The sequence below is a fragment of the Prosthecobacter sp. Pr1 genome (genome assembly GCF_057652315.1).
The window spans coordinates 573,334-592,354 of record NZ_JBYFBS010000002.1; the positions used below are offsets into that span (position 1 = coordinate 573,334).

General features: G+C 59.0%; 18 protein-coding genes and 1 pseudogene. 7 read left to right on the forward strand and 12 right to left on the reverse strand.

Annotated elements, in window-relative coordinates; genetic code table 11:
- Positions 1 to 22 precede the first annotated feature (22 nt).
- Entirely contained in the window at positions 23 to 721 is a 699-nt protein-coding gene (locus AC24GY_RS05210) for a hypothetical protein (protein ID WP_487680887.1), read from the reverse strand.
- A 411-nt stretch (positions 722 to 1,132) separates the two neighbouring features.
- Positions 1,133 to 4,759, reverse strand: coding sequence for a c-type cytochrome domain-containing protein (locus AC24GY_RS05215; RefSeq protein WP_487680889.1), 3,627 nt, complete (start codon positions 4,757 to 4,759; stop codon positions 1,133 to 1,135).
- Positions 4,760 to 4,965: 206 nt separating this feature from the next.
- Between AC24GY_RS05215 and AC24GY_RS05220 the strand changes: the two genes are divergently transcribed.
- Positions 4,966 to 5,343 (forward strand): hypothetical protein, encoded by a 378-nt coding sequence (locus AC24GY_RS05220; protein WP_487680891.1) that lies wholly within the window; start codon positions 4,966 to 4,968, stop codon positions 5,341 to 5,343.
- A gap of 27 nt (positions 5,344 to 5,370) precedes the next feature.
- Here the strand turns inward: AC24GY_RS05220 and AC24GY_RS05225 are convergent, their stop codons facing one another.
- From AC24GY_RS05225 to AC24GY_RS05235, 3 genes and pseudogenes are all read right to left on the reverse strand, one after another.
- Positions 5,371 to 5,988, reverse strand: a complete 618-nt coding sequence (locus AC24GY_RS05225) for a hypothetical protein (protein ID WP_487680915.1) — start codon at positions 5,986 to 5,988, stop codon at positions 5,371 to 5,373.
- A 177-nt stretch (positions 5,989 to 6,165) separates the two neighbouring features.
- Positions 6,166 to 6,318 (reverse strand): annotated as a pseudogene (locus tag AC24GY_RS05230) (DUF4339 domain-containing protein); the annotation flags it as partial.
- Positions 6,319 to 6,351: 33 nt separating this feature from the next.
- Positions 6,352 to 7,524, reverse strand: coding sequence for a PQQ-dependent sugar dehydrogenase (locus AC24GY_RS05235; RefSeq protein ID WP_487680893.1), 1,173 nt, complete (start codon positions 7,522 to 7,524; stop codon positions 6,352 to 6,354).
- Between the two features lie 150 nt (positions 7,525 to 7,674).
- Between AC24GY_RS05235 and AC24GY_RS05240 the strand changes: the two genes are divergently transcribed.
- The 5 genes from AC24GY_RS05240 to AC24GY_RS05260 are packed head-to-tail and all read left to right on the forward strand — an operon-like array spanning position 7,675 to position 11,907.
- Positions 7,675 to 7,875 (forward strand): hypothetical protein, encoded by a 201-nt coding sequence (locus tag AC24GY_RS05240; RefSeq protein ID WP_487680895.1) that lies wholly within the window; start codon positions 7,675 to 7,677, stop codon positions 7,873 to 7,875.
- Positions 7,872 to 8,129: a hypothetical protein gene (locus AC24GY_RS05245; protein WP_422319125.1), complete on the forward strand. Its 258-nt coding sequence runs from the start codon at positions 7,872 to 7,874 to the stop codon at positions 8,127 to 8,129. Before AC24GY_RS05240 ends, AC24GY_RS05245 begins: the two co-directional genes overlap by 4 nt.
- Before the next feature lie 41 nt (positions 8,130 to 8,170).
- A complete protein-coding gene (proS, locus tag AC24GY_RS05250) occupies positions 8,171 to 9,685 on the forward strand; it encodes a proline--tRNA ligase (protein WP_487680898.1) in 1,515 nt (504 codons plus the stop codon).
- Between the two features lie 30 nt (positions 9,686 to 9,715).
- The gene (locus tag AC24GY_RS05255; protein WP_487680900.1) at positions 9,716 to 10,912 is read left to right on the forward strand and encodes an RNA/DNA-binding domain-containing protein; all 1,197 of its coding nucleotides are present in this window, start codon (positions 9,716 to 9,718) and stop codon (positions 10,910 to 10,912) included.
- The gene (locus AC24GY_RS05260) at positions 10,909 to 11,907 is read left to right on the forward strand and encodes a ParA family protein (protein ID WP_487680902.1); all 999 of its coding nucleotides are present in this window, start codon (positions 10,909 to 10,911) and stop codon (positions 11,905 to 11,907) included. Before AC24GY_RS05255 ends, AC24GY_RS05260 begins: the two co-directional genes overlap by 4 nt.
- A gap of 54 nt (positions 11,908 to 11,961) precedes the next feature.
- Here AC24GY_RS05260 and AC24GY_RS05265 read toward each other — a convergent pair whose 3' ends face one another.
- The 7 genes from AC24GY_RS05265 to AC24GY_RS05295 all read right to left on the reverse strand — a co-directional run bounded on the left by AC24GY_RS05265 (position 11,962) and on the right by AC24GY_RS05295 (position 17,962).
- A complete protein-coding gene (locus tag AC24GY_RS05265; RefSeq protein WP_487680904.1) occupies positions 11,962 to 12,849 on the reverse strand; it encodes a beta-propeller domain-containing protein in 888 nt (295 codons plus the stop codon).
- A gap of 86 nt (positions 12,850 to 12,935) precedes the next feature.
- Complete coding sequence (locus AC24GY_RS05270) at positions 12,936 to 13,553, reverse strand: redox-sensing transcriptional repressor Rex (protein WP_487680906.1); 618 nt, start codon at positions 13,551 to 13,553, stop codon at positions 12,936 to 12,938.
- Between the two features lie 62 nt (positions 13,554 to 13,615).
- Complete coding sequence (locus tag AC24GY_RS05275; protein WP_461523686.1) at positions 13,616 to 14,410, reverse strand: hypothetical protein; 795 nt, start codon at positions 14,408 to 14,410, stop codon at positions 13,616 to 13,618.
- Positions 14,407 to 15,330 carry an ABC transporter permease gene (locus AC24GY_RS05280; protein WP_422319181.1) on the reverse strand — a complete coding sequence of 308 codons (924 nt, stop codon included), beginning with the start codon at positions 15,328 to 15,330 and terminating at the stop codon, positions 14,407 to 14,409. The genes AC24GY_RS05275 and AC24GY_RS05280 overlap by 4 nt, the downstream gene beginning before the upstream one ends.
- Positions 15,327 to 16,190: an ABC transporter ATP-binding protein gene (locus AC24GY_RS05285; protein ID WP_487680908.1), complete on the reverse strand. Its 864-nt coding sequence runs from the start codon at positions 16,188 to 16,190 to the stop codon at positions 15,327 to 15,329. The genes AC24GY_RS05280 and AC24GY_RS05285 overlap by 4 nt, the downstream gene beginning before the upstream one ends.
- Positions 16,191 to 16,205: 15 nt before the next feature.
- Positions 16,206 to 16,484: an acylphosphatase gene (locus tag AC24GY_RS05290; protein ID WP_422319177.1), complete on the reverse strand. Its 279-nt coding sequence runs from the start codon at positions 16,482 to 16,484 to the stop codon at positions 16,206 to 16,208.
- Complete coding sequence (locus tag AC24GY_RS05295) at positions 16,484 to 17,962, reverse strand: hypothetical protein (RefSeq protein WP_487680910.1); 1,479 nt, start codon at positions 17,960 to 17,962, stop codon at positions 16,484 to 16,486. The genes AC24GY_RS05290 and AC24GY_RS05295 overlap by 1 nt, the downstream gene beginning before the upstream one ends.
- Before the next feature lie 126 nt (positions 17,963 to 18,088).
- On the opposite strand from AC24GY_RS05295, the gene folP reads away from it, so the two are divergent.
- Positions 18,089 to 18,949 carry a dihydropteroate synthase gene (folP, locus tag AC24GY_RS05300; protein ID WP_487680912.1) on the forward strand — a complete coding sequence of 287 codons (861 nt, stop codon included), beginning with the start codon at positions 18,089 to 18,091 and terminating at the stop codon, positions 18,947 to 18,949.
- The last annotated feature ends 72 nt before the right edge of the window (positions 18,950 to 19,021 follow it).

Consider the following 19,021-nt stretch of genomic DNA (forward strand, 5'->3'; position numbering starts at 1 on the left):
GCGGACGGCCGGGGCCAAGACCTCAGCGCACGGCCAGCGACCAAATCAATATCAGAAGGCCAAAGCCCAGATTCGCGAGCAGCACGATGCCCTGAAACCGCCAGAAACGACGCTGCTCAGAGAGTGCGGCTGCCAGATCGGTGAACGACTCTGACTTGGTGAGCCGGGCAATGTTCAACGCATACCGTGTCAGCTTCAGCGTGGGATAGATGATGATGTAGCCAAGCCCGATGGCGATGAGATAGCTGAAGATTTTGGCCAGACCGCCAGTTTCAAAGGAGTTCCCCAAGGTGGAGGTGCCGAACAACAGACCAAACAGCATCAGCAACACAAAGCCTCCACCGACAATCCACATCACCACGGCGATGAACAGCACCCAGGGCCGGGTGTTCTGCAGCTCCAGCATGACGTCAGACGGCAGCTCTCCGCTGCTGCGCGAGATCACCCTGTCCGATGCAGGCGCGGCGTAGGGGTTGATGCTTTCGGCTGGCTTTGAGGCTGGGGATTTCCTGACCAGAGCGCTCAGGGAGGATGCCAGGGCCCGAGGCTGCGGTGCGGGGGAATTACCGAAAATTTCAGTCAGTCCCTTCCAGCCTGACATGCCTTCGCACCAGCCCCAGTCGCTGGGTAAAAACTGGCCGGTTTGCAGGCCTTCCTGAATTTGGGAAGCTTCAAAGGAGCCAAGATTCTGACCTTCACGGGTGACCTGATAGACGCTCATAGGTGCACGGCCTGTAGCAGCGACCTGTCCCGGATGTCTAGATGTTTTATCGAGATCTGTATGGTGAAATGGCTGTTTGTGGCTGGGGGCACGCTTCAGTAGACAAGGAGCATCTGAAAAACGCGACAGCGTCTTGAAGTGCGGTGGCAGAGATGCACGGTGCAGCCTGCATCGGCGACACCGTTTCCCGTTAGCCGGACGGCGTTATTTCACGATGGAGTTTTCTTCGCTGTAATCAGTGCTCCGGACGCTGCGCTGTGGCCGCGCACTCTCTTCACTCCTTCGAAAGCGGTGCCGCGCCGAGGCTTGTCACCGCAGTCCAAGATGCTGCCGCGCATGCATGAGCGCGGGCGCTTTCGACGCCGCGCTCAAGAACGCTTCACGGTCTGCCAATCACGGGTGCCTTGAAGATCACTTCGGCAGCATCGTGAGGTACTGGTCGTTCATCTGCTTCACCTTGTTGCGCATCGGGTCGAGCTGTGGCTGCAGCTTGGCGATTTCGGCGCTGGCTTCGGCGATGATCTTGTCCTTCTCGGGGATTTCCTTGGTGGCGGCGGCGATGGTGGCCTCGGCGTCGGTTTTCTTCTTCTTGGCGCCTTCGAATTCACCGTTTGCCTTCGCGACCTCGGCCTTCTTGGCGTCGAGCACCTTCTGCTCGGCGTCCAGCTTGCCATGGGCGGCGGCATAGGCCTGCTCCAGCGGCGGCAGGGCGGTCTTGGCGGCGGCGATGGCGGCATTCAGCGGAGCGATCTTGGCGGCAAAGTCTTTCTCAATCGCAGCTGGCGCGGCCTGCTTCTCGGCGAGGGCCTTGGACTGGGCTTCGATCTCCTTCTGGATGGCGTCACGCTGTGCACGGGGTGTGGCGGCCTGCTTCTCGGCGGCGGCGAGTTCGTTCTTGGCCTGGGCGAGTTGCTGCTCGGCGGTCTTGATCGCGGCCAAGGCTTTGTTCACGCTCTGCGGATTGTTGGCGGCGTGTGCCACATCATGAGCTTTCACTGCACCGGCTTTGGCATTCTTTTTCGCGCCGACGTCACCTTCGGCGGCCTTGATGGCATTGGCGATGTCAGCCGCTGCTTTTTCAGCTGCAGCAACTTTGGCGGTGAGAGCGGGATCGCCTGCTTTGGCGGCGAGTTCTTTCTTGGCAGCAGCCACGGCGTCAGTGACGGGCTTCTGCTTGGCGCGGGTGTCAGCGAGGGCTTTCTCAGCAGCGGCCTGGGCGGCAGTCGCGGCAGCCAGGGCGGCTTCGGCGTCTTTGTCGGTCTTCGCTTTATTGGCGAGATCAGCGGTGGCGTCAGCGTGGGCTTTTTTGGCGGCAGCCAAGGCAGCGTCTTTAGGAACGACGGCATCCTGTTTGGCCTTCACGGCTTTTTCAGGGGCAGCGAGCTTGGCATTCACTTCTGCGAGGCTCTTCTTCTTGCCTTCGATGAGCTTGGCGATGTCCTCGGCGGCTTTTTTGGCGGCGGCGATGGCTTCGTCCTTGGCTTTGGCCGCGGCGGCGATTTCAGCCTCCTTGGTGGTGATGATGGTCTTCTGCTCGTTCACCTTGGCGGCGGCAGCGGCATCGGCGTCACGGGCAGGCTTGATGGCGGTTTCGAGGCCGGCCTGCTCGCCCTGCACTTTCTTCAGCGCGGCTTCCAGTCCGGGCTGGGCGGCGGTGGATGCTGCGATGGCTTTTTTGGATTCCTCGATGCGTGCTGCGGCAGAAACCTTGGCGGCTTCCGCGTCTTTCTTGGCTTCGGTGAAATCGGTGAAATCAGCTTCGAGTTTGGCGAGCTTTTCCTTTTCGGCGAGCACACCGGTGTTGAACTGGGCGGCCTTGAGCGCGGTCGGCACTTTTTGCAGGATGCCGATCTCGGTGCTCGCAGAATTCGCAACGGTCTGCGCCGCAACGAGGTTGTTTTTGCCGGTGACGGCATTGGACTCGGCGTTCTTGATGCGGTCCGGGCCGGCTTTGACCAGCGCGGGCAGCTTCGGCAGTTCGGCCTTCTTCGCGGCGATGCCATCGGCGGTGGCTTTGATCTTAGCGTCGGTCTCGGCGATGAGCTTGTCGAGGTCTGTCGGAGCTGCAGGCGCAGCACCCAGCTCGGCCTTGGCTTTGGCGAGGGCGGCGGTGAGCTGATCGGCCTTGGCTTTGACTGGGGCGATCTTTTGCTGCTCAGCCTTGGCGGCGGCGAGCTTTCCTTCGCTGTCTTTGACCTTGGCGGTCAGGGCGGCATCACCGGCCTTGGCGGCGAGTTCCTTTTTGGCAGCTTCGAGCGCGGCGCTGGTGTCTGCCACGGCCTTGTCAGCAGCGGCCAGTTTGGCGGCTTCAGCAGCCACAGGGGCGAGCTCTTTTTCCTGCGCGGCGATCTTGGCGGACTTTTCAGCGAAGGCTTTGATGGCGGCGGTGCGTGCGGCCTTGTCCTGCTCGGCCTTGGTGCGGGCGGCTTTCAGGGCTGCCAGGGCTTTCTCGTCATTGGCGATCTCGCCGGGGAGGTTTTTGCTGCGCGCTTCGTTGGCGGCGACTTCGGCACGGACTTTGGCCAGCGCTTCGTCACGCGCCTTGGCATCGGCCTCGGCGGTTTTGATGGCGGCCTGCAGCGCCGGGAGCTTGGTGGTGAGTTCGGCCAGACGCTGCTCGGTCTGCACGATGCGTTGGGCGATCAGTGAAGGATTGCTGGTGTAGCGGCCGCTCTCACGGAGCGCCGTGGCACCAAAGGTCCACTGAATGATGTCACCGCGCCAGTTGGCGGAGATGGCGTTTTTGGAATCGAAGAGCGAGACCACTTTGGTCACGAGATCGCCCTGGCTGGGGGCTTCACCGAGTTTGTTGCCGTTGATGTCCCAGACGCGGACGAGGCCGTCGTTGCCGGAGGAGACGATCTTGCCATCGGGGGTGAAGGAAACGGACTGTACGCCGCCACCGTGAGCGGCCCAATTTTTGACCAGCTTGCCTTCGTTCATTTCCCAAGTGCTGATCGTGCCGTCCATGGAACAAGAGGCGAGGATGTTGGAATCGGCGCGCCAGGAGAGGTCCACGCAGGAGGCCTTGTGCTGGCCGAGGATGTAGAATTCACCGCCGTTTTCGGCTTCCCACACATTGACGTTGCCGTTGCGGTCGCTGGTGGCCAGCAGCACACCATCCGGGCTAAAGGTGGTGCTCATCACCCACTCGGTGTGTTTGCTGATGACGTATTCCTCCTCGCCGTTGGCCGTGCTGTACACTTTGACCTTTTTCGAAGGGCTGCCGATCACGATCCTCTTGTGATCCGGGCTGATGTCTGCGGACATGACCTGATCGAACTCCTTGCCGACTTCGGTGATGCGTTTGCCGGTCTTGACGTCCCACACAATGGCGTGGCCGTTTTTGCCGCCACGACCACCACCCATGATGAGCAGGGAGCCATTGCGACTGAAGCGCAGGCTGCGCGCGTAGCCTTCGGTGTAGGGGAAAATGCCGACGAGCTGCTTGGTGTCGGTGTCGTAAAGGAGGATCTGCTTCGGCGCGGCCAGAGCCATCAGCGAAGTCCACGGGCTGGCAGCCATGGCCGTAATGGCGGTGGTGTGCTGGGTGACGATGACGGGCTCCAGCAGCACGTGCTCCGGCTTGGCAATGGGGCCTTCGGGTTTGCCACTGGTGACGCTGACCGCCATGTCCACCTTCGGCTTGGCGGATTTCTTGGCGATGCTCGACTTGGTGTCGAGGATGCCGCCTTTGATCCATGAGGCGATGAGATCGAGATCCTTGGGCCCCAGCGGCGCGCCTTCCGGCGGCATGAAGGGCTCTTCCTTCTTGGCACAAGTGCTCCAGATGCGGCTGCTGTCCACATTGCCGGGATCGACCACGGACCCGCCGCCACCACCGTTCATGAGGGCGCCGAAGCTGGTCAGATCGAGGTCACCCTTCTTTTTATCAGGATTATGGCAGGAGAAGCATTTGTTCTCCAGCAGCGGGCGGATGTGATCCTGATAGGTGATTTTTTCGGCAGCGTCCTGGGCATGAAGGGACACTGCAGCGAAGGCCGCGCAAGTCAGCGAAAGGGTGGTTTTGGACATCATAGATGGATGATGGGGTGAATTACGCACGTGGGGGGTGAAGACTTTCGTCAGAGGGGCGGTGGCCAAGAAATGTGTCAAGAAGGGCAATCTTGGCGTTCAATCTTCCTGGCGGGGATAAATGCGCTAAAGGAACGCGTAGAATGGCGGGGGCGCATCCTCATCACTGGGCTGTTTCCAAGTCCTGTGAGAGTGCTTTCTTTATGGGAATGATGAAAAACGAGAGCCCGCCCATCACCTTCTTCAAGCCGCTATTTTACGTAGCGGCCTTTTTGAAGGCCGGGTTTCTGCTGCCTTTTGTCTGGCTGCGTGAGACACCGTACTTCTGGACAAACGTCGGCGGGTATCCCCTCTGGCTGCGGGATCTGGTGCTGATCGCTTACTATCCTCTACTGCTGGTGTATGTGGGCTCGCTGTCGTTCCTGAGCTGGCAGCTGCTGTGCCAGCCTGCGCGTTCCGTCAGAGGGTTCTGCGTGGAGGCCGTGGTGCTGGGGCTGTTGTGGCTGGTGGTTGCCCTTGTCGCAACGCTGATGCTCGCCAACAACATCGCCAACCTCATCGACGGGCGTCCGCTCCATGATCATTAGGCCGGGCAGGGGATCGTCCCCGGCTTGTCAGTGGATGTCCACATTTTTCCAGTACTCGTCATCCCTCCAGTGGGCATAGAGTGTTCTTTGCTGGAAAAAATTACGGATGACAATGGCCAGCAGGATCATGGCCAAGGCGATGATGGCAAAGTTCGAAGCCTGTGCCAAGTCCAGGTTAGACCCGGCCGCAGCATGAGGGCTGACGTTCATCACTTCGAAAATGCTGATGGGGACGCGAACCACAATCAGAGCCTCCATGGTGATGAGCAAAGGGCCGCATGGCACCTGGAAGTCCACATAGTCGCGCCGTGTTCGGCTGAGGTGCCGCATGTCCCGCAGACACAGCAATGGCTTAAACAGATTGGCAATGGGCACGAACCACCAGAGTCCTGACCAGACGCTGCGACGGACCATGTCTCCGTACAAACGCTTCAGCGAAGCAAAAGCGCAGCCCTGCCATATGGCGGTTGCGACAATGCTGATGGCTGATGCGAGCAGTGCGGTCTCAAATGCAGAACCTTCCATCAAAGACCGGGGGAGAGAGGGGATCCATCTGAACTCCTGTTTTGCAGATTGGAATGGTTGAATCGAAACCAAAGTCCAGCAGGCGATTTCCAACAGCAAAGCCGCGCTGCTGAAGATCATGCCAAACCAAAGCCCTGCAGGCAGTTCCGTCGAAGGCAACGCTGTCACGGCTGACTGGGGTGGCGCATAAACGACTGATGCCCCCGGCAGGCTGGAGTCGAAGGGCATGGCATTCGCGGACTGTTCCGGAGGCGGGGAGTCCGGGATGGTGGGCAGACTTGGGATCACCTGTGAGACGGTACTCCACTCCGCCTCGCCTGCCCTCTTCACGCGGGTGTCATTCTGCAAACGCCCGCGCTTGATGAGGCTGTGCAGCATGACCCCGCTGATGGGGCCAAAGGTAGTTTCACCGCGCAGATAATGCCATTCGTCCATTGGAAGACGAATCATAGGCGCGGCTGCGGTCGAAAAGCAAGATCTAGACTACTTGCCCAGCTTGTAGATCGCGCCGTTCCAGTCGAGCACGAGCATTTCTCCGGCGGCGTTGGCGCAGAAGGCGGTCGGTTTGACCAGCACGGTGGGCTTCTTCTTGGGATCAGCGGCAGGCGTCTGCGGGCTGGTGTAAAGCAGCGCATTGCTCACTTCCTTGCCGCTGTCATCGGTCTTGAGCGCCCAGATTTTGCCGAGGATGAAGTCGCCGTAGACATAGGCTCCCTGAAGCTCTGGCAGAACTTTGCCGGTGTAAACAATGCCACCGGTGATGCTGAGGCCATCGGCGTGGCTGTAGGCGTGGACAGGCTCGATGAACTTCGCGTCGGCGGGCGGCGTGTCGGTCATCAGGGGGAAGGCGGCAGGGCCTTCGCGGAAGTTCCAGCCGTAGTTACCGCCGTTGGTGATCCAGTTGATCTCCTCCCAGATGTCCTGGCCCACATCGGCGCACCAGAGGTGGCCTTTGGCGTCAAAGCTCAGGCCCCAAGGGTTGCGAATGCCGTTCGCGTAGATCTGTGGCAGGGCGTTCACGCCGTTCGCATACGGATTGTCGGCAGGAATGCCGTAGGCCTTGGAGTATTCGCGGCTGTTGACGTCGATGCGGAGGATCTTGCCGTAGAGCGTGGCGTTGAGCTGGGACATCTTGAGTTCGCCGTTGCGCTTCGAGTTGTCGCCCACGCCGATGTAGAGGAAGCCGTCCGGGCCGAAGACGATGTTGCCGCCGTGGTGGTTCCAGTTCACCAGCGGGATTTCCAGCAGAGAGCGCTCGGTGCTTTCGTCCGCCTTGTCGCCGTTGGCCTTCATCTCGGTGATGACGAGGCGCTTGGGCTTCTGCAGCGTGTAGCAGAGGTAGAAGAGGCCGTTGTCCTTGAACTTCGGGTGAAAGGCCAGGCCGTTGAGGCCTTCTTCAAAAAAGCCGTCCTTCGCCTCCATGCCACGGGGGGAGAGATCGAGGAATGTCTTGGCTTCCGTGCCCTGCTCGTCCTTCGGCAGGATCAAAATCTGTCCACGTTGGAGTGCGAGGAACTCACGACCACTGCCATCCTCCGGGATCACCAATGCGATGGGGCGCTCCGTGGGGAGCTTTTCATAAACACGGGTCAGCTTATGGGTGTCGGCTGCAAAAGCAGCCGAAGTGAGGAAGGCGAGACAGAGAAGGGAGCGCATAGGTTCGAGATAGTCAGTCTATGCGGGCCGAGTCTTGCAGGGCAATGAAGAAAATCTGCATCTAAGTGATCTTCCAGCCGTGGGAGGTCATCTTGGCGCAACGGCAAAGTTTCATTTGCCTTCAATCGGCCAAGAAATAGAATTTAAAGCATGAGTCTGGAAACCCTCATGGAAGAAGCTCGCAAGCTTGGCGAACAGGAACGTCGCCGTCTGGCAGCCTTCTTGACCACGCTTAGAGGGCCTGACGAATCAAGTTTTGCAGAAGAAATGGCCCGCAGGATCGATGATAACTCGCCCGGTCATTGGGTGACGTTGGAGGAATTGAACAAGAGATACGCGGCTGATGCATGATCGAATACCGACTGTTGCTGGCGCATGAGGTCATCGTGTTTCTCGACTCCCTCAAGTCGGCGGATCGGAAACGATTGATGAAGCGTTTTCTAGAGATCACCAGCTATCCAGCTCGATATGCTGACTACGAAGAGCGTGATGCCGTGGGTCGTCGGCTCGATGTGCATATTCATGCAGGCTACGCCATTGCTTATTGGGAGGACTTCGCCGACCGGCACTTGAAGGTGCTCGATGTCAGGCCAGCCGATCATTGACCGCCTGCGGAATGCTTCTATCCTGCGTGTCCCTAATAACCATGAGCAACGCCACCGCAATCACCCCCACACGCGCCCAAGACTTTCCCGAATGGTACCAGCAGGTCGTTCGTGCCGCCGACATGGCGGAGAACTCCGAGGTCCGCGGCTGCATGGTGATCAAGCCGTGGGGCTACGGCCTCTGGGAAAACATCCAGCGCCAGCTCGATGTGAAATTCAAGGCCACGGGCCACGTCAATGCCTACTTCCCGCTGCTGATCCCCCTGAGCTATCTTGAAAAAGAAGCGCAGCACGCCGAGGGCTTTGCCACCGAATGCGCTGTGGTCACACATCACCGCCTGGAGGCGCAGAAGCAGCCCGACGGCACCACGAAGATGATCCCCACCGGAGAACTGGCCGAGCCCTTCGTGATTCGTCCAACTTCCGAGACGATCATCGGCGCCGCCTTCGCCCGCTGGGTGGAAAGCTACCGCGACCTGCCGCTGCTGATCAACCAGTGGTGCAACGTCATGCGCTGGGAGATGCGCCCGCGCCTGTTCCTGCGCACTGCCGAGTTCCTCTGGCAGGAAGGCCACACCGCTCATGAGACCGCCGAGGAGGCCATCGTGGAAACACGCACCATGCACAAGGTGTATGAGGACTTCATGCGCGATCACCTCGCCATCCCGGTGATCCCTGGCGAGAAGACCGAGCGCGAGCGTTTCCCCGGTGCCGTGCAGACCTTCACCGTCGAAGCGATGGTGCAGGACAAGAAGGCCATTCAGGCCGGCACTTCGCACTACCTGGGTCAAAACTTCGCCAAGGCGGCGAACATCCAGTTCCTTGGTCGTGACAACACGCGCCAGCTGGCCCATACCACGAGCTGGGGCGTCAGCACGCGCATGATCGGCACGGTCATCATGGCCCATGGCGATGACGACGGCGTCATCATCCCACCTCGCGTGGCACCGAATCAGATCGTCATCCTTCCCGTCACGCCGAAGGCGGACACTCGGGATGAAGTCATCGCCGCCTGCGAGGCGCTGGCGCAGACGCTGCGTTTGCAGTCGTTCGCCGGCGAGCCGCTGCGCGTGCACGTGGACAAGCGCGACCTCCAGGGCGGCGCGAAGAACTGGGAATGGATCAAGAAAGGCGTGCCGATGCGCCTCGAAATGGGACCGCGTGACATCACCAGTCGCAGCGTGGCCGTTTGCCGCCGCGATCAGGGACCGAAGGCCAAGGAGTTCGTGCCCAAGGAAGAGTTCATTCAGTCCGTCACCGAGCGTCTGCAGGAGATTCAGGACGCGCTGCTCGCACGTGCCACGGCACTGCGTGATGCGAACATGAAGAAGCTCGAAACGCTGGAGGAATTCAAAGCCTTCTTTGCGGAAGACTCCGAAGGCGGCTTTGCCTTGATGAACTGGGCGGGCAGCAGCGACGATGAGGACACCCTCAGCAAAGACCTCAAGGTCACCATCCGCTGCATCCCCCACGGCGATCAGTTTGCCGAGGAAGGCAAGTGCTTCCTCACCGGCAAGCCAAGCTCACACCGCGTGGTGTTTGCGCGGAGTTATTAATTCAGAACTTCCGCCCAACTTTCCCCCACGATGCTATCGAATGAACAAGTGCAAGAGCTGATCACCTCAACTGAGGCTGATCGGATCGAGCGTACTCGTTCGATTACAAACACAGATAAGTTCCGGGAGGCTATTTGCGCTTTCTCCAATGACATGCCTGGGCATGGAAAGCCCGGCTACCTACTGATTGGAGTGGAGGACGACGGATCCCTTTCTCCAGGCATGAGCATCACAGACGAACTGCAAAAACAATTCGCCTCATATCGTGATGATGGCCAGATTTTGCCGCAGCCAGTGATGTCCGTGTTCAGGCAGAGACATCCCGCAGGTGGAGAATTCCTGGTGGTGGAAGTGCATCCCAGTGATTTGACGCCCGTGCGGTACCGTGGGCGAGTACATATCCGTGTCGGTCCTCGCAAGGCTATTGCCAGCGAGTCGGAGGAGCGCAGGCTCAGCGAACGGCGGAGTGTACATTTCCGCACTTTTGATGCTGGGCCTTGTCTTGGAGCCACGCTTGATGATCTGGATTTGGACGCTTTTCAAAATACATACAGGCGTCAGGCTGTGGATCCTGAGGTGATTCGCGAAAATGGCCGCGAAATTGAAGCCCAACTGGCAGCTTTGCGTTTTTACAACTTGGGTAAAAGGTGCCCAACGAACGCAGGGGTGATCATGTTTGGCAAGGATCCGCTGAACTTTTTTCCCGGAGCCTACGTGCAGTTTGTGCACTATGATGGAGAGACCCTAGCTGATGAGCCTGTTGAACAGAAGCAATTCTCAGGAAGTTTGATGGCCGTGCTGCGTGAGATTGATTTCTTTGTGAAAGCTAGGTTCACCCAAAAACCTGTTGTGGAGTCAGTTCTGCGCGAGCGCCTAGTCTGGGATTATCCCGAAAAGGCGGTTCGTGAGCTGTTGATGAATGCAATTCTTCACCGCGATTATCAGTCAAATCATCCCACCAGGTTTTATTTTTTCTCTGATCGTATCGAGATACAAAATGCAGGCGGGCTTTACGGAGAGGCCAATCCGCAGAATTTCCCTTCCGTGAATGATTATCGAAACCCAATTCTGGCCGAGGCTATGGTCTCGTTGGGCTACGCCAATCGCTTTGGCAGAGGGGTGACTCGGGCGCAGGCATTATTGCAGGAGAATGGCAGCTCTCCGGCGCAGTTCACCTGCGAAACTACCCATTTCCTCGCAATTGTGTTCAAGCATCCGCTTCGATGAAGACACTGGCATTCTTTAATAATAAAGGTGGCGTGGGTAAAACAACCCTCGTCTATCACCTTGCTTGGATGTTTTCGAAGATGGGTAGAAAGGTGGTGGTGGCGGATCTTGATCCGCAGGCAAATCTAACTTCCATGTTTCTACCGGAGGAAAAGCTGGAGGAGATCTGGAATGATACAGGCCCCAGCCTAAGCATCATGAGGGCGCTGCAGCCAATCATCAAAGGGACGGGGGATATTGATGTAACGCCAGTACAACAGCTGAGCTACAACTTGTGGCTGGTGCCGGGTGATCTGGGCTTGGCGCAGTTCGAAGGCGAACTGTCCGAGGCTTGGGGAAAGTGTCTTGATGGCAAGGAGCCTGCGTTTCGAACCACCAGTTCATTTTACCGCATTGTTCAGGCGGCTGGCAAAGCTGCCAAAGCCGACATCTTGTTGATTGATGTTGGTCCCAATCTCGGTGCGATCAACCGGGCGGCCCTGATCTGTGCTGATTCCATCGTGCTTCCTCTGGCTCCAGATCTTTTTTCTATCCAAGGTTTACGTAATCTTGGTCCGACGCTCAAGCGGTGGAGGTCTGAATGGAAGGTGAGGCTTCAGCACAATCCTGCTGATGATCTCAATCTTCCCACGGGCGAACTGGCTGCATTGGGATATGTGGTAATGCAGTTTGGACAACGCGATTCAGGCCTCGTAAAGGCCTATGACAGATGGGCGAAGAAGATTCCGGCAGTATATGCTGACTTCATTCTAGGCCAAAAGGGATTGCAGCAGGACGGCGAGGAGGTTGACGATCATCGACTTGCCATGCTGAAAAACTATCGCTCTTTGGTGCCGATGGCGATGGAGGCTCACAAGCCGATTTTTGACCTGAAAGCAGTGGATGGAGCCATTGGCGCGCATATTTATGCTGTGCAGGGGGCTCATGGAGACTTCGAGAATCTTGCGGAAATCATTCTCAAAAAACTTGGAGTCGATGCCGAATGGTGGTGGTGATTGGGAATATGAAATGAACTCATATTTCCTGTGGCCGATGCCACTGCTTATAGCTCAGCGCAGCACCTCGCCCTTCGTCACGTCTCCGGGCACATCCAGCAGCATGATCTGATTGATCGTCTTGAACTGGGCGTGGTCGGCCACGCTCCAGACGATCTTCTTGTCACGAGTGACTTCGATGACCTGGGCTTGCTCGCCGATGTGGCCATGGCCGAGATAAACGCATAAGACGGTGTTGCCGTTCGGCAGGCGCTGGCAGCCCGCCATGAGGCGCAGGGCGTAGCCGGGGATGTCGTTTTCCGCGAGCTCCCAGACGATGTTTTCTTTGGCGTCGAGTTCGCGCACCTGATGGCCGTCGCCGCAGGTGATGAGCAGGTGGCCTTCAGGCAGCGGCACGACTTCATGCGGATCTCCAGGAACCTTGATCTGGCGCAGTACTTTGCCGTCGGCATCGAGTTCGACGATTTTGCCTTCTCCCTTGAAGCAGACGAGGTAGTGGCCGTTGGCGAGTTTGCGCGTGCCACGGAACTGGTTGTGCAGCTTGATCTCAGGAGCCGCGGTCAGCTTGATCTCCTTGGCGATCTTGCCGGCGCGATCCACCTCAATGATGCGGCTGGTGCCACATTCCACGATCATCACATTCCCATCTGGCAGTGGCTGGCAGGAATGGACTTCGACTTTCACATCCGTCGGCGCTTTGTACTCCCACACGATTTTCTTGTCCGGTGTCACCTCCAGGGCACCACTGACAAAGCAGAAGAGGTAGTTTCCATTCGGCAGCTTCCAGCAGTCCTGCGGGCTTTTGCAGTCCCACTGCCATTCGATTTTCCCTTCGGCTGAAACCACGCACACCTTCCCGCCGCCGTAGTCGCAGCAGAGAAACGGATGTGCCGCAGAGGCGGTGGAGACAATGGCGAAAAGTACAGCGAGAAGTCGGAGCATGGTGAGGGGCGGATGGTGAGTCCGACATCAACGCATGTCGCAGCGCGTTTGCTTCAACTCATTCTCAGCCACAAGGCACCGAAAAATCAGCGGATGAAGTAGCTCAGATTCTCCAGCTCCACGGCCAGATCCACGCTGTTCACCACGACATTCTCCGGGACATCGAGAACGGTGGGGGAGAAGTTCAGGATGGCCTGGATGCCGTGCTGCACCAGATCATTGACCACGGACTGGGCATTGCTGGCGGGCACGGTGAGGATGGCCATTTTCACATTCTGACGGCGGATGAATTCGGCCATTTCAGTCATCGGCAGCACGGGCACTGTGACCTGTGGCTGCTTGCGGGGAGCGAGATCAAACGCGGCCGCGACTTCAAAGCCCTCCTTGCGGAAGCCGCCGTAGCGCAGCAGTGCGGAACCGAGATTCCCGACGCCGACCAGGATGACCGGCTGCAGTTTATTCTGCCCCAGCACATCCCCGATCGTGCCGCTGAGGGCGTCCACATTGTAGCCCAGACCCCGGGTGCCGAGCTGGCCGAAATACGCCAAGTCCTTGCGCAGCTGCGTGGATTTCACCCCGGCTGCTTTTGCCAATGCGGCAGACGACACGGTGTCCACCTGGTTCTCACGCAGACGCTGCAGGCAGCGCTGGTAGATCGACAGGCGGTAGATCGACTTGCGGGGGATGTCTATTTTGGCAGGCATTGGTTGAACAATGTGAAAATTCACCCGAAAGCATCGGATGTCAACCAAGCTAGGCCACCAGCCTACTGCCGCTGCGGACCGGACTGAGGATCTGGGATCGTTCTTACCGGGCCTGCATCAGGAATGCGCCGAGCTGCGGGGATATGGAGATTTTGTTCCAGCATCTTCAGGAATTCGATCAGCCCGGGAGTGGCCTTTTTCTCGTCGTAGAGCTTCTTCAAAATAGCGTAGCCTTTGGCCCATGAGTCGGGATCGTTGGCCTGCGCATAGGCAAAGCCAGCGAAGCGCTCGGTGAAATTCAGGCCGCCGTGCTGGAAGGAGCTCAGGTAGGCGTCGCCAGAGGCTTTGAAGTCCTTGCTGCGGTTCCAGTGCAGGTCTCCCAGCTTTTGCCACAGTCGGGGATTGTCCGGCATGATCTTCAAGCCCTCCTCCAGAATGTCCATGCCACGCTTCACATAGTCATGGAACAAGGTGCCACGCAGGCCTCCTTTCAGCTCTTTGTTGTAGAGGTAGTACGAAGCCGCATTGTATGCCATGTGCCATGAGGCCTCCTCCCAGTAGCGGGCATTGCGCGGCTGGAGCTGCGTCACAAAGCCATAGTATTTGTCCACCTGCGCCCAGTTCACCCGAGTGAACTCCACATGGGCTCGCAGTTGGAAAACGGTGGCGATGAGCCCGCGCAAACCGCCGAATGCTGCGGCGAGGCCCATCTGCCCCATGTTGCCCTTCACGCCCAGATGCAGCGGCTCATCCACCAGATGCATCGTACGCAGATCATGCGTCACCCGCTGCTCCAGCGGCAGTTTCAGCACACCAAAAATCAGCAGCACAGCAGCAGCCTGGAGTTTTCGTTTCATAGTTCCTTCTCCACAAAGACCAGGTGAGTGACGAAGAGGTACACCGTCATGTAGAGCGCCGCGATGCCGGTCATTTCATAAACCGCAATCCAGGGCACGATTTCGCCGTTGGCCACACTGTCCACGACATCAAACTGTGCCAGGTCGGGGCAGATCGTGGCCAGCAGAAAGGTGGCGATGCGCGTGGCGGTGCTGCCGAGATTGGGCTGGAAGATGAATTCGCGGATCATCGCATGACCATGGCCGATGATGGTGATGCAAAAGGTGATGACGATGGTGAACAGCGTCGAACTCGCGATGCAGGAAAGCAGCAGGGCCACGGTGGTCACCACGGCGGCCTTCAGGAAGATGGCCCACACCGCCCAGTGCAGGTTCCAGGTGAGCCCCTGTCGGGCCACGATTTCACGGATCTGCGCCACCGCCTCGGGTGAATCCTGGTTTTCAGAATGCAGCTGAGACACGGCGGAGGCGAACAGCATGGACTGCTGCAGCCACAAGATCAGGCTCAGCACGGCATCAATGATGACAAGGCCTGAGGCGATGAGCATCAGCACTCCGAGCAGCTTGCCAAGCAGGTAGTCAAAGCGCGGCACCGGCTTTGACAGGATCGTGTAGAGAGTGCGATCCTCCAGGTCTTTCGGCAGCAGCAGGGCGGTGGCCACAATGCCGAAGACGATGCTGAACACCTGCAGCACGCCCAGGGACATGGTCTTGAACTGGCTGAGCTGCTGCTCGGGATTGATGGTGGAAAAGCCAAAGCCCATGGCCGCCACCAGCGCGCAAAACAGCAGCAGGAAGGGCAGGATTTTCATCCGCATCAGCTGCGTCATTGTCGCATAGGCCAGCGTCCACACGCGCCGGGGGGAGAAGCGCACCGGAGCCACGGAGGCGGCGGCAGAACTTGGGGTGGCTTGGCTCATGGTTTTTTCGGTTCGTTGGTTGCTTCAATGAACAGGCGCTCCAGCGTCGTGCGCGGGTGGCCGCTGCGCAGCAGGCGCGTGCCGCCGCCTTCGGCCTTCACCAGCGCATCAATTTTTGCCAGCAGGTCAGAGGAGGCATTTTCAAGAACCAGCTCGGTTTGATTTTCCACGGCGATCAGTTCGTCCAGCCGTCCCTCACGCACCATGCGCCCGTGCGCCATGATGCCGACGCGGTCGCATACCTCCTGCATCTGCTCCAGCAGATGCGAAGTGACCAGCACGGTGATGCCACGCGAGCGGAACTCGATGATCAGATCGCGGATGATGCGCGAGCCGGAGGGGTCCACACCGGCTGTGGGTTCATCCAGCACGAGCAGCTGCGGCTCATGGATCAGGGCCTGCGCCAGGCCGAGTCGCTGCAGCATGCCTTTGGAATAACCGCCCACGCGCCGCGTCGCCGCATCTTCAAGCCCGGTCAGCGCCAGCATTTCCTCTGCACGGGATTTCAATTCATCCCCGGTCATGCCGCACAGCTTGCCGTAGAAGTGCAGGGTCTCGCGTCCGGTCAGGTGCTTGTAGAAATACGGATTCTCCGGCAGGAAGCCCACGCTGCGGCGGCTGGCCACTTCCGTGCTCGGGATGCCGAAGATGCTGGTGTTGCCTTCAGTCGCATTGAGCAGGCCCAGGATGGCCTTCATCGTGGTGGATTTGCCGGATCCATTCGGCCCGATGAGGCCGTAGACTTCACCTGCCTCCACCGTGAATGACACATCATGCACGGCGCGGAAGGCACCTTTGCCAAGGTGGCCTTTGAAGACCTTGGTCAAGTGGTTGACGGAAACGGCGGGCGCGGCGCTCATACGGGTTGGGAAAGGTTAATCACGCAGAATGCTGAATCCACGCAAGTTTGGCTCTGCGGCTATGGGTTGGACCTCTCGTTGCTTGATGTGCGAGCCCAGGCTGCTCTGCTGGATGTCTTCGAGGAAGGCGTCCAGTTCATCGGCCTCCAGTGACTGTGCCAGCAACTCCACACGGCCGTCGGGCAGGTTTTTGACCCAGCCGGTCACATCAAAGCCCGAGGCGATGCGCTTCGTGCTGTAGCGAAAGCCCACGCCCTGGACGCGGCCTGAATAGAGAACATGTTTTGCGGTCATCACTTCATCAAAAGTTTCAATGCGGCCCTGGCTTCTTCGCTGGCCGCTTCAATCAACACCACTCCCGCATCGCTGCGATTGCGCAGCAGGCTGACAAACCGGCCCTGCGCGGTGAATTCGCTTTCACCCTTGGTTTCGTAGCGTTGCTTTAAAGAACTGAGCATCGCCTTGTAAAAGGCATCGGCGGAGGACTTGTCCATGAAGAGCGTCTGCCATGCGGCGTGGTCACGCTTGGCACCGCCATCCGCCACCCAGGCCAGCAGACGATCCGCCACCAGCCCGCGTGCGCCGAGCGCGGCGTCTTCATCGTTGTTGTAGGTGCGCAGGGCTGTGACGCAGGCAAACTTGCCAAGGCAGTCGTCGAGATATGGCAGCACGCCCTTGAGCTTCACTTCCCCCAGTTGGATTTCCACCGGAGCGGGGCGCTCCTGATCGAGATAGATTTCCGGCTCGATGACCTCCGCCGTGCTGATGGGGGGGCGGCTGTAGGCAGCATTGAGCTGCGGGAAACTGCCGGCGCTGTGCAGGGTCTGGGCAAAATCAAAACCACGATTGAAAGGGAACAGCGCCAGCTCCCGCAGGTAAGCCGGCATGGGCACCTGGTTGATCGGATGATCCGGATCTTCCGCAGGCAGATCATCCTTCAGCTCGGAAGCTGGATTTTGCAGTGAGTGCAGGAAGCGAGTGAGCGCCGCATCTCCGGCGATCAATGAATCCCGCGCCAGCCGCATGTCGGTCTTCATGGGGCCATGCTGAGGCTGATACAAAATGCTTCCATATTCGCGCAGCAGCTGCCCGAAGGCGATTCCCAGCGGCTCGTTCGAAGTCACTGCCGGACCGGATGCCGTGGAGGCTTCGATCGTGAACATCGTCTCCGACTCGTCGTCATACCAGCCGCCCAACTGGCGGGCCAGCAGGGCGGCGCGCAGCGGCAGGGGATCAATCGCTTCAGGAATCCAGCCCAGCGCTGCGAGTCCGCGCGCAAGTTTCTTTCCTTCTTCGTTCGGCTGCTGGCGTTTCAACCAGGCAAGGATGACTTTTTCCACCTCTTCCTGGCTGACCGCTGTCGTGACCAGAGGCAGCGCATGCAGCTTGCGCATTTTCATCATCTCCAAGCCCATGCCCACAAAGTCAGGTGCCACATCATCCTCACCACCCTTGGGTGCCATCTTCGGCACGTCCTTCATGCCCAGCATGCCGAGTTTCTGAATCATCTGCGCATTCTCATCTTTCAGGGCGTCATTCTGGCCCTGGAGATATTCGATCTGGCCTTCCAGCAGCACGATCTGCTTTTTAAGGTCTTCTACCGCCTTGTTGGTGACGTCGATCGGTGCCGCTTCTTGTTTCACCGCCGCAACCTGGGGCTGCATGCCGGCCGCTGGCGGCGGTTCCGGTTTCACTCCCGCCAGAAACAATGCCGCCGCACCTCCGAGCGCGAGGAGGATGATCAGCAGGGTGGCCGGGTTGAGCTTCATCATCAAACCATGCAGCGGGAAAGCGGTGCGGGCAATATCACGGGCAGTTTTTCCGCGTACTTTTCTGCTTGGCGGAAACCCGTTCCAACTCAACATACCCGGCACCGGGCTGAGCCGCCCCCACCACCCATGTTCCGCTGGCGATTTGGCAACCACGATCTCGATCTCACCCATCGCGGTCTCATCATGGGCATCGTCAACGTTACGCCCGACAGCTTTTCGGACGGCGGTCGCTTCAATGATCCCGGTCGTGCCGTGGAGCATGCCTTCACGCTGCTGGCGGAAGGTGCGGACATTTTGGACATCGGCGGCGAATCCACCCGCCCCGGTGCCGAGCCAGTGAGCGAAGCCGAGGAACTGCACCGCGTGCTGCCCGTGATCCGCGCCGTGCGCTCACAAACCAAGGCGCTCATTTCCATCGACACCATGAAGGCCTCCGTCGCCCGTGCCGCTCTGGATGCCGGCGCTGACATCATCAACGATGTGACCGGCCTGCGTGGTGATGCCGCCATGCCGCGTGTCGCTGCGGAATCCAAGGCGGGGCTCGTCGTCATGCACATGACCGGCACGCCGCAGACCATGCAGGCCCATCCGCAGTACGACGATGTCGTCGCTGCCGTGTCGGACTACTTTGAGAACCGCCTGCGCGTGCTGCAAAACGAGGGCATCGATCCCGAGCGCATCGTGCTCGATCCCGGCTTCGGCTTCGGCAAAACCCTGGAGCACAATCTCACCCTCATGCGCGAGCTTCCCCAGCTCTGCACCCGGCGTCCGCTGCTCGTGGGCATCTCTCGCAAATCGACCATCGCCCGCGTCATGCATTCCGAAGCCATGGAGGACCGCTTCTGGCCCACCATCGCCCTTAGCGCCTACGCCCGCGAGCATGGCGCAAGAATCGTGCGCGTGCATGACGTGAAGCCGAACCGGGAGGCGTTAAGGATGATGGAGGCGATATTGGAGGCTGGCGGTAATGGCTTTACTCAACCATGAGGGAAGACAGAAAACACAAATCCAATACCGCAGTCATTGTGGTGATCGTGGTTGCGCTGCCATTGATCTATA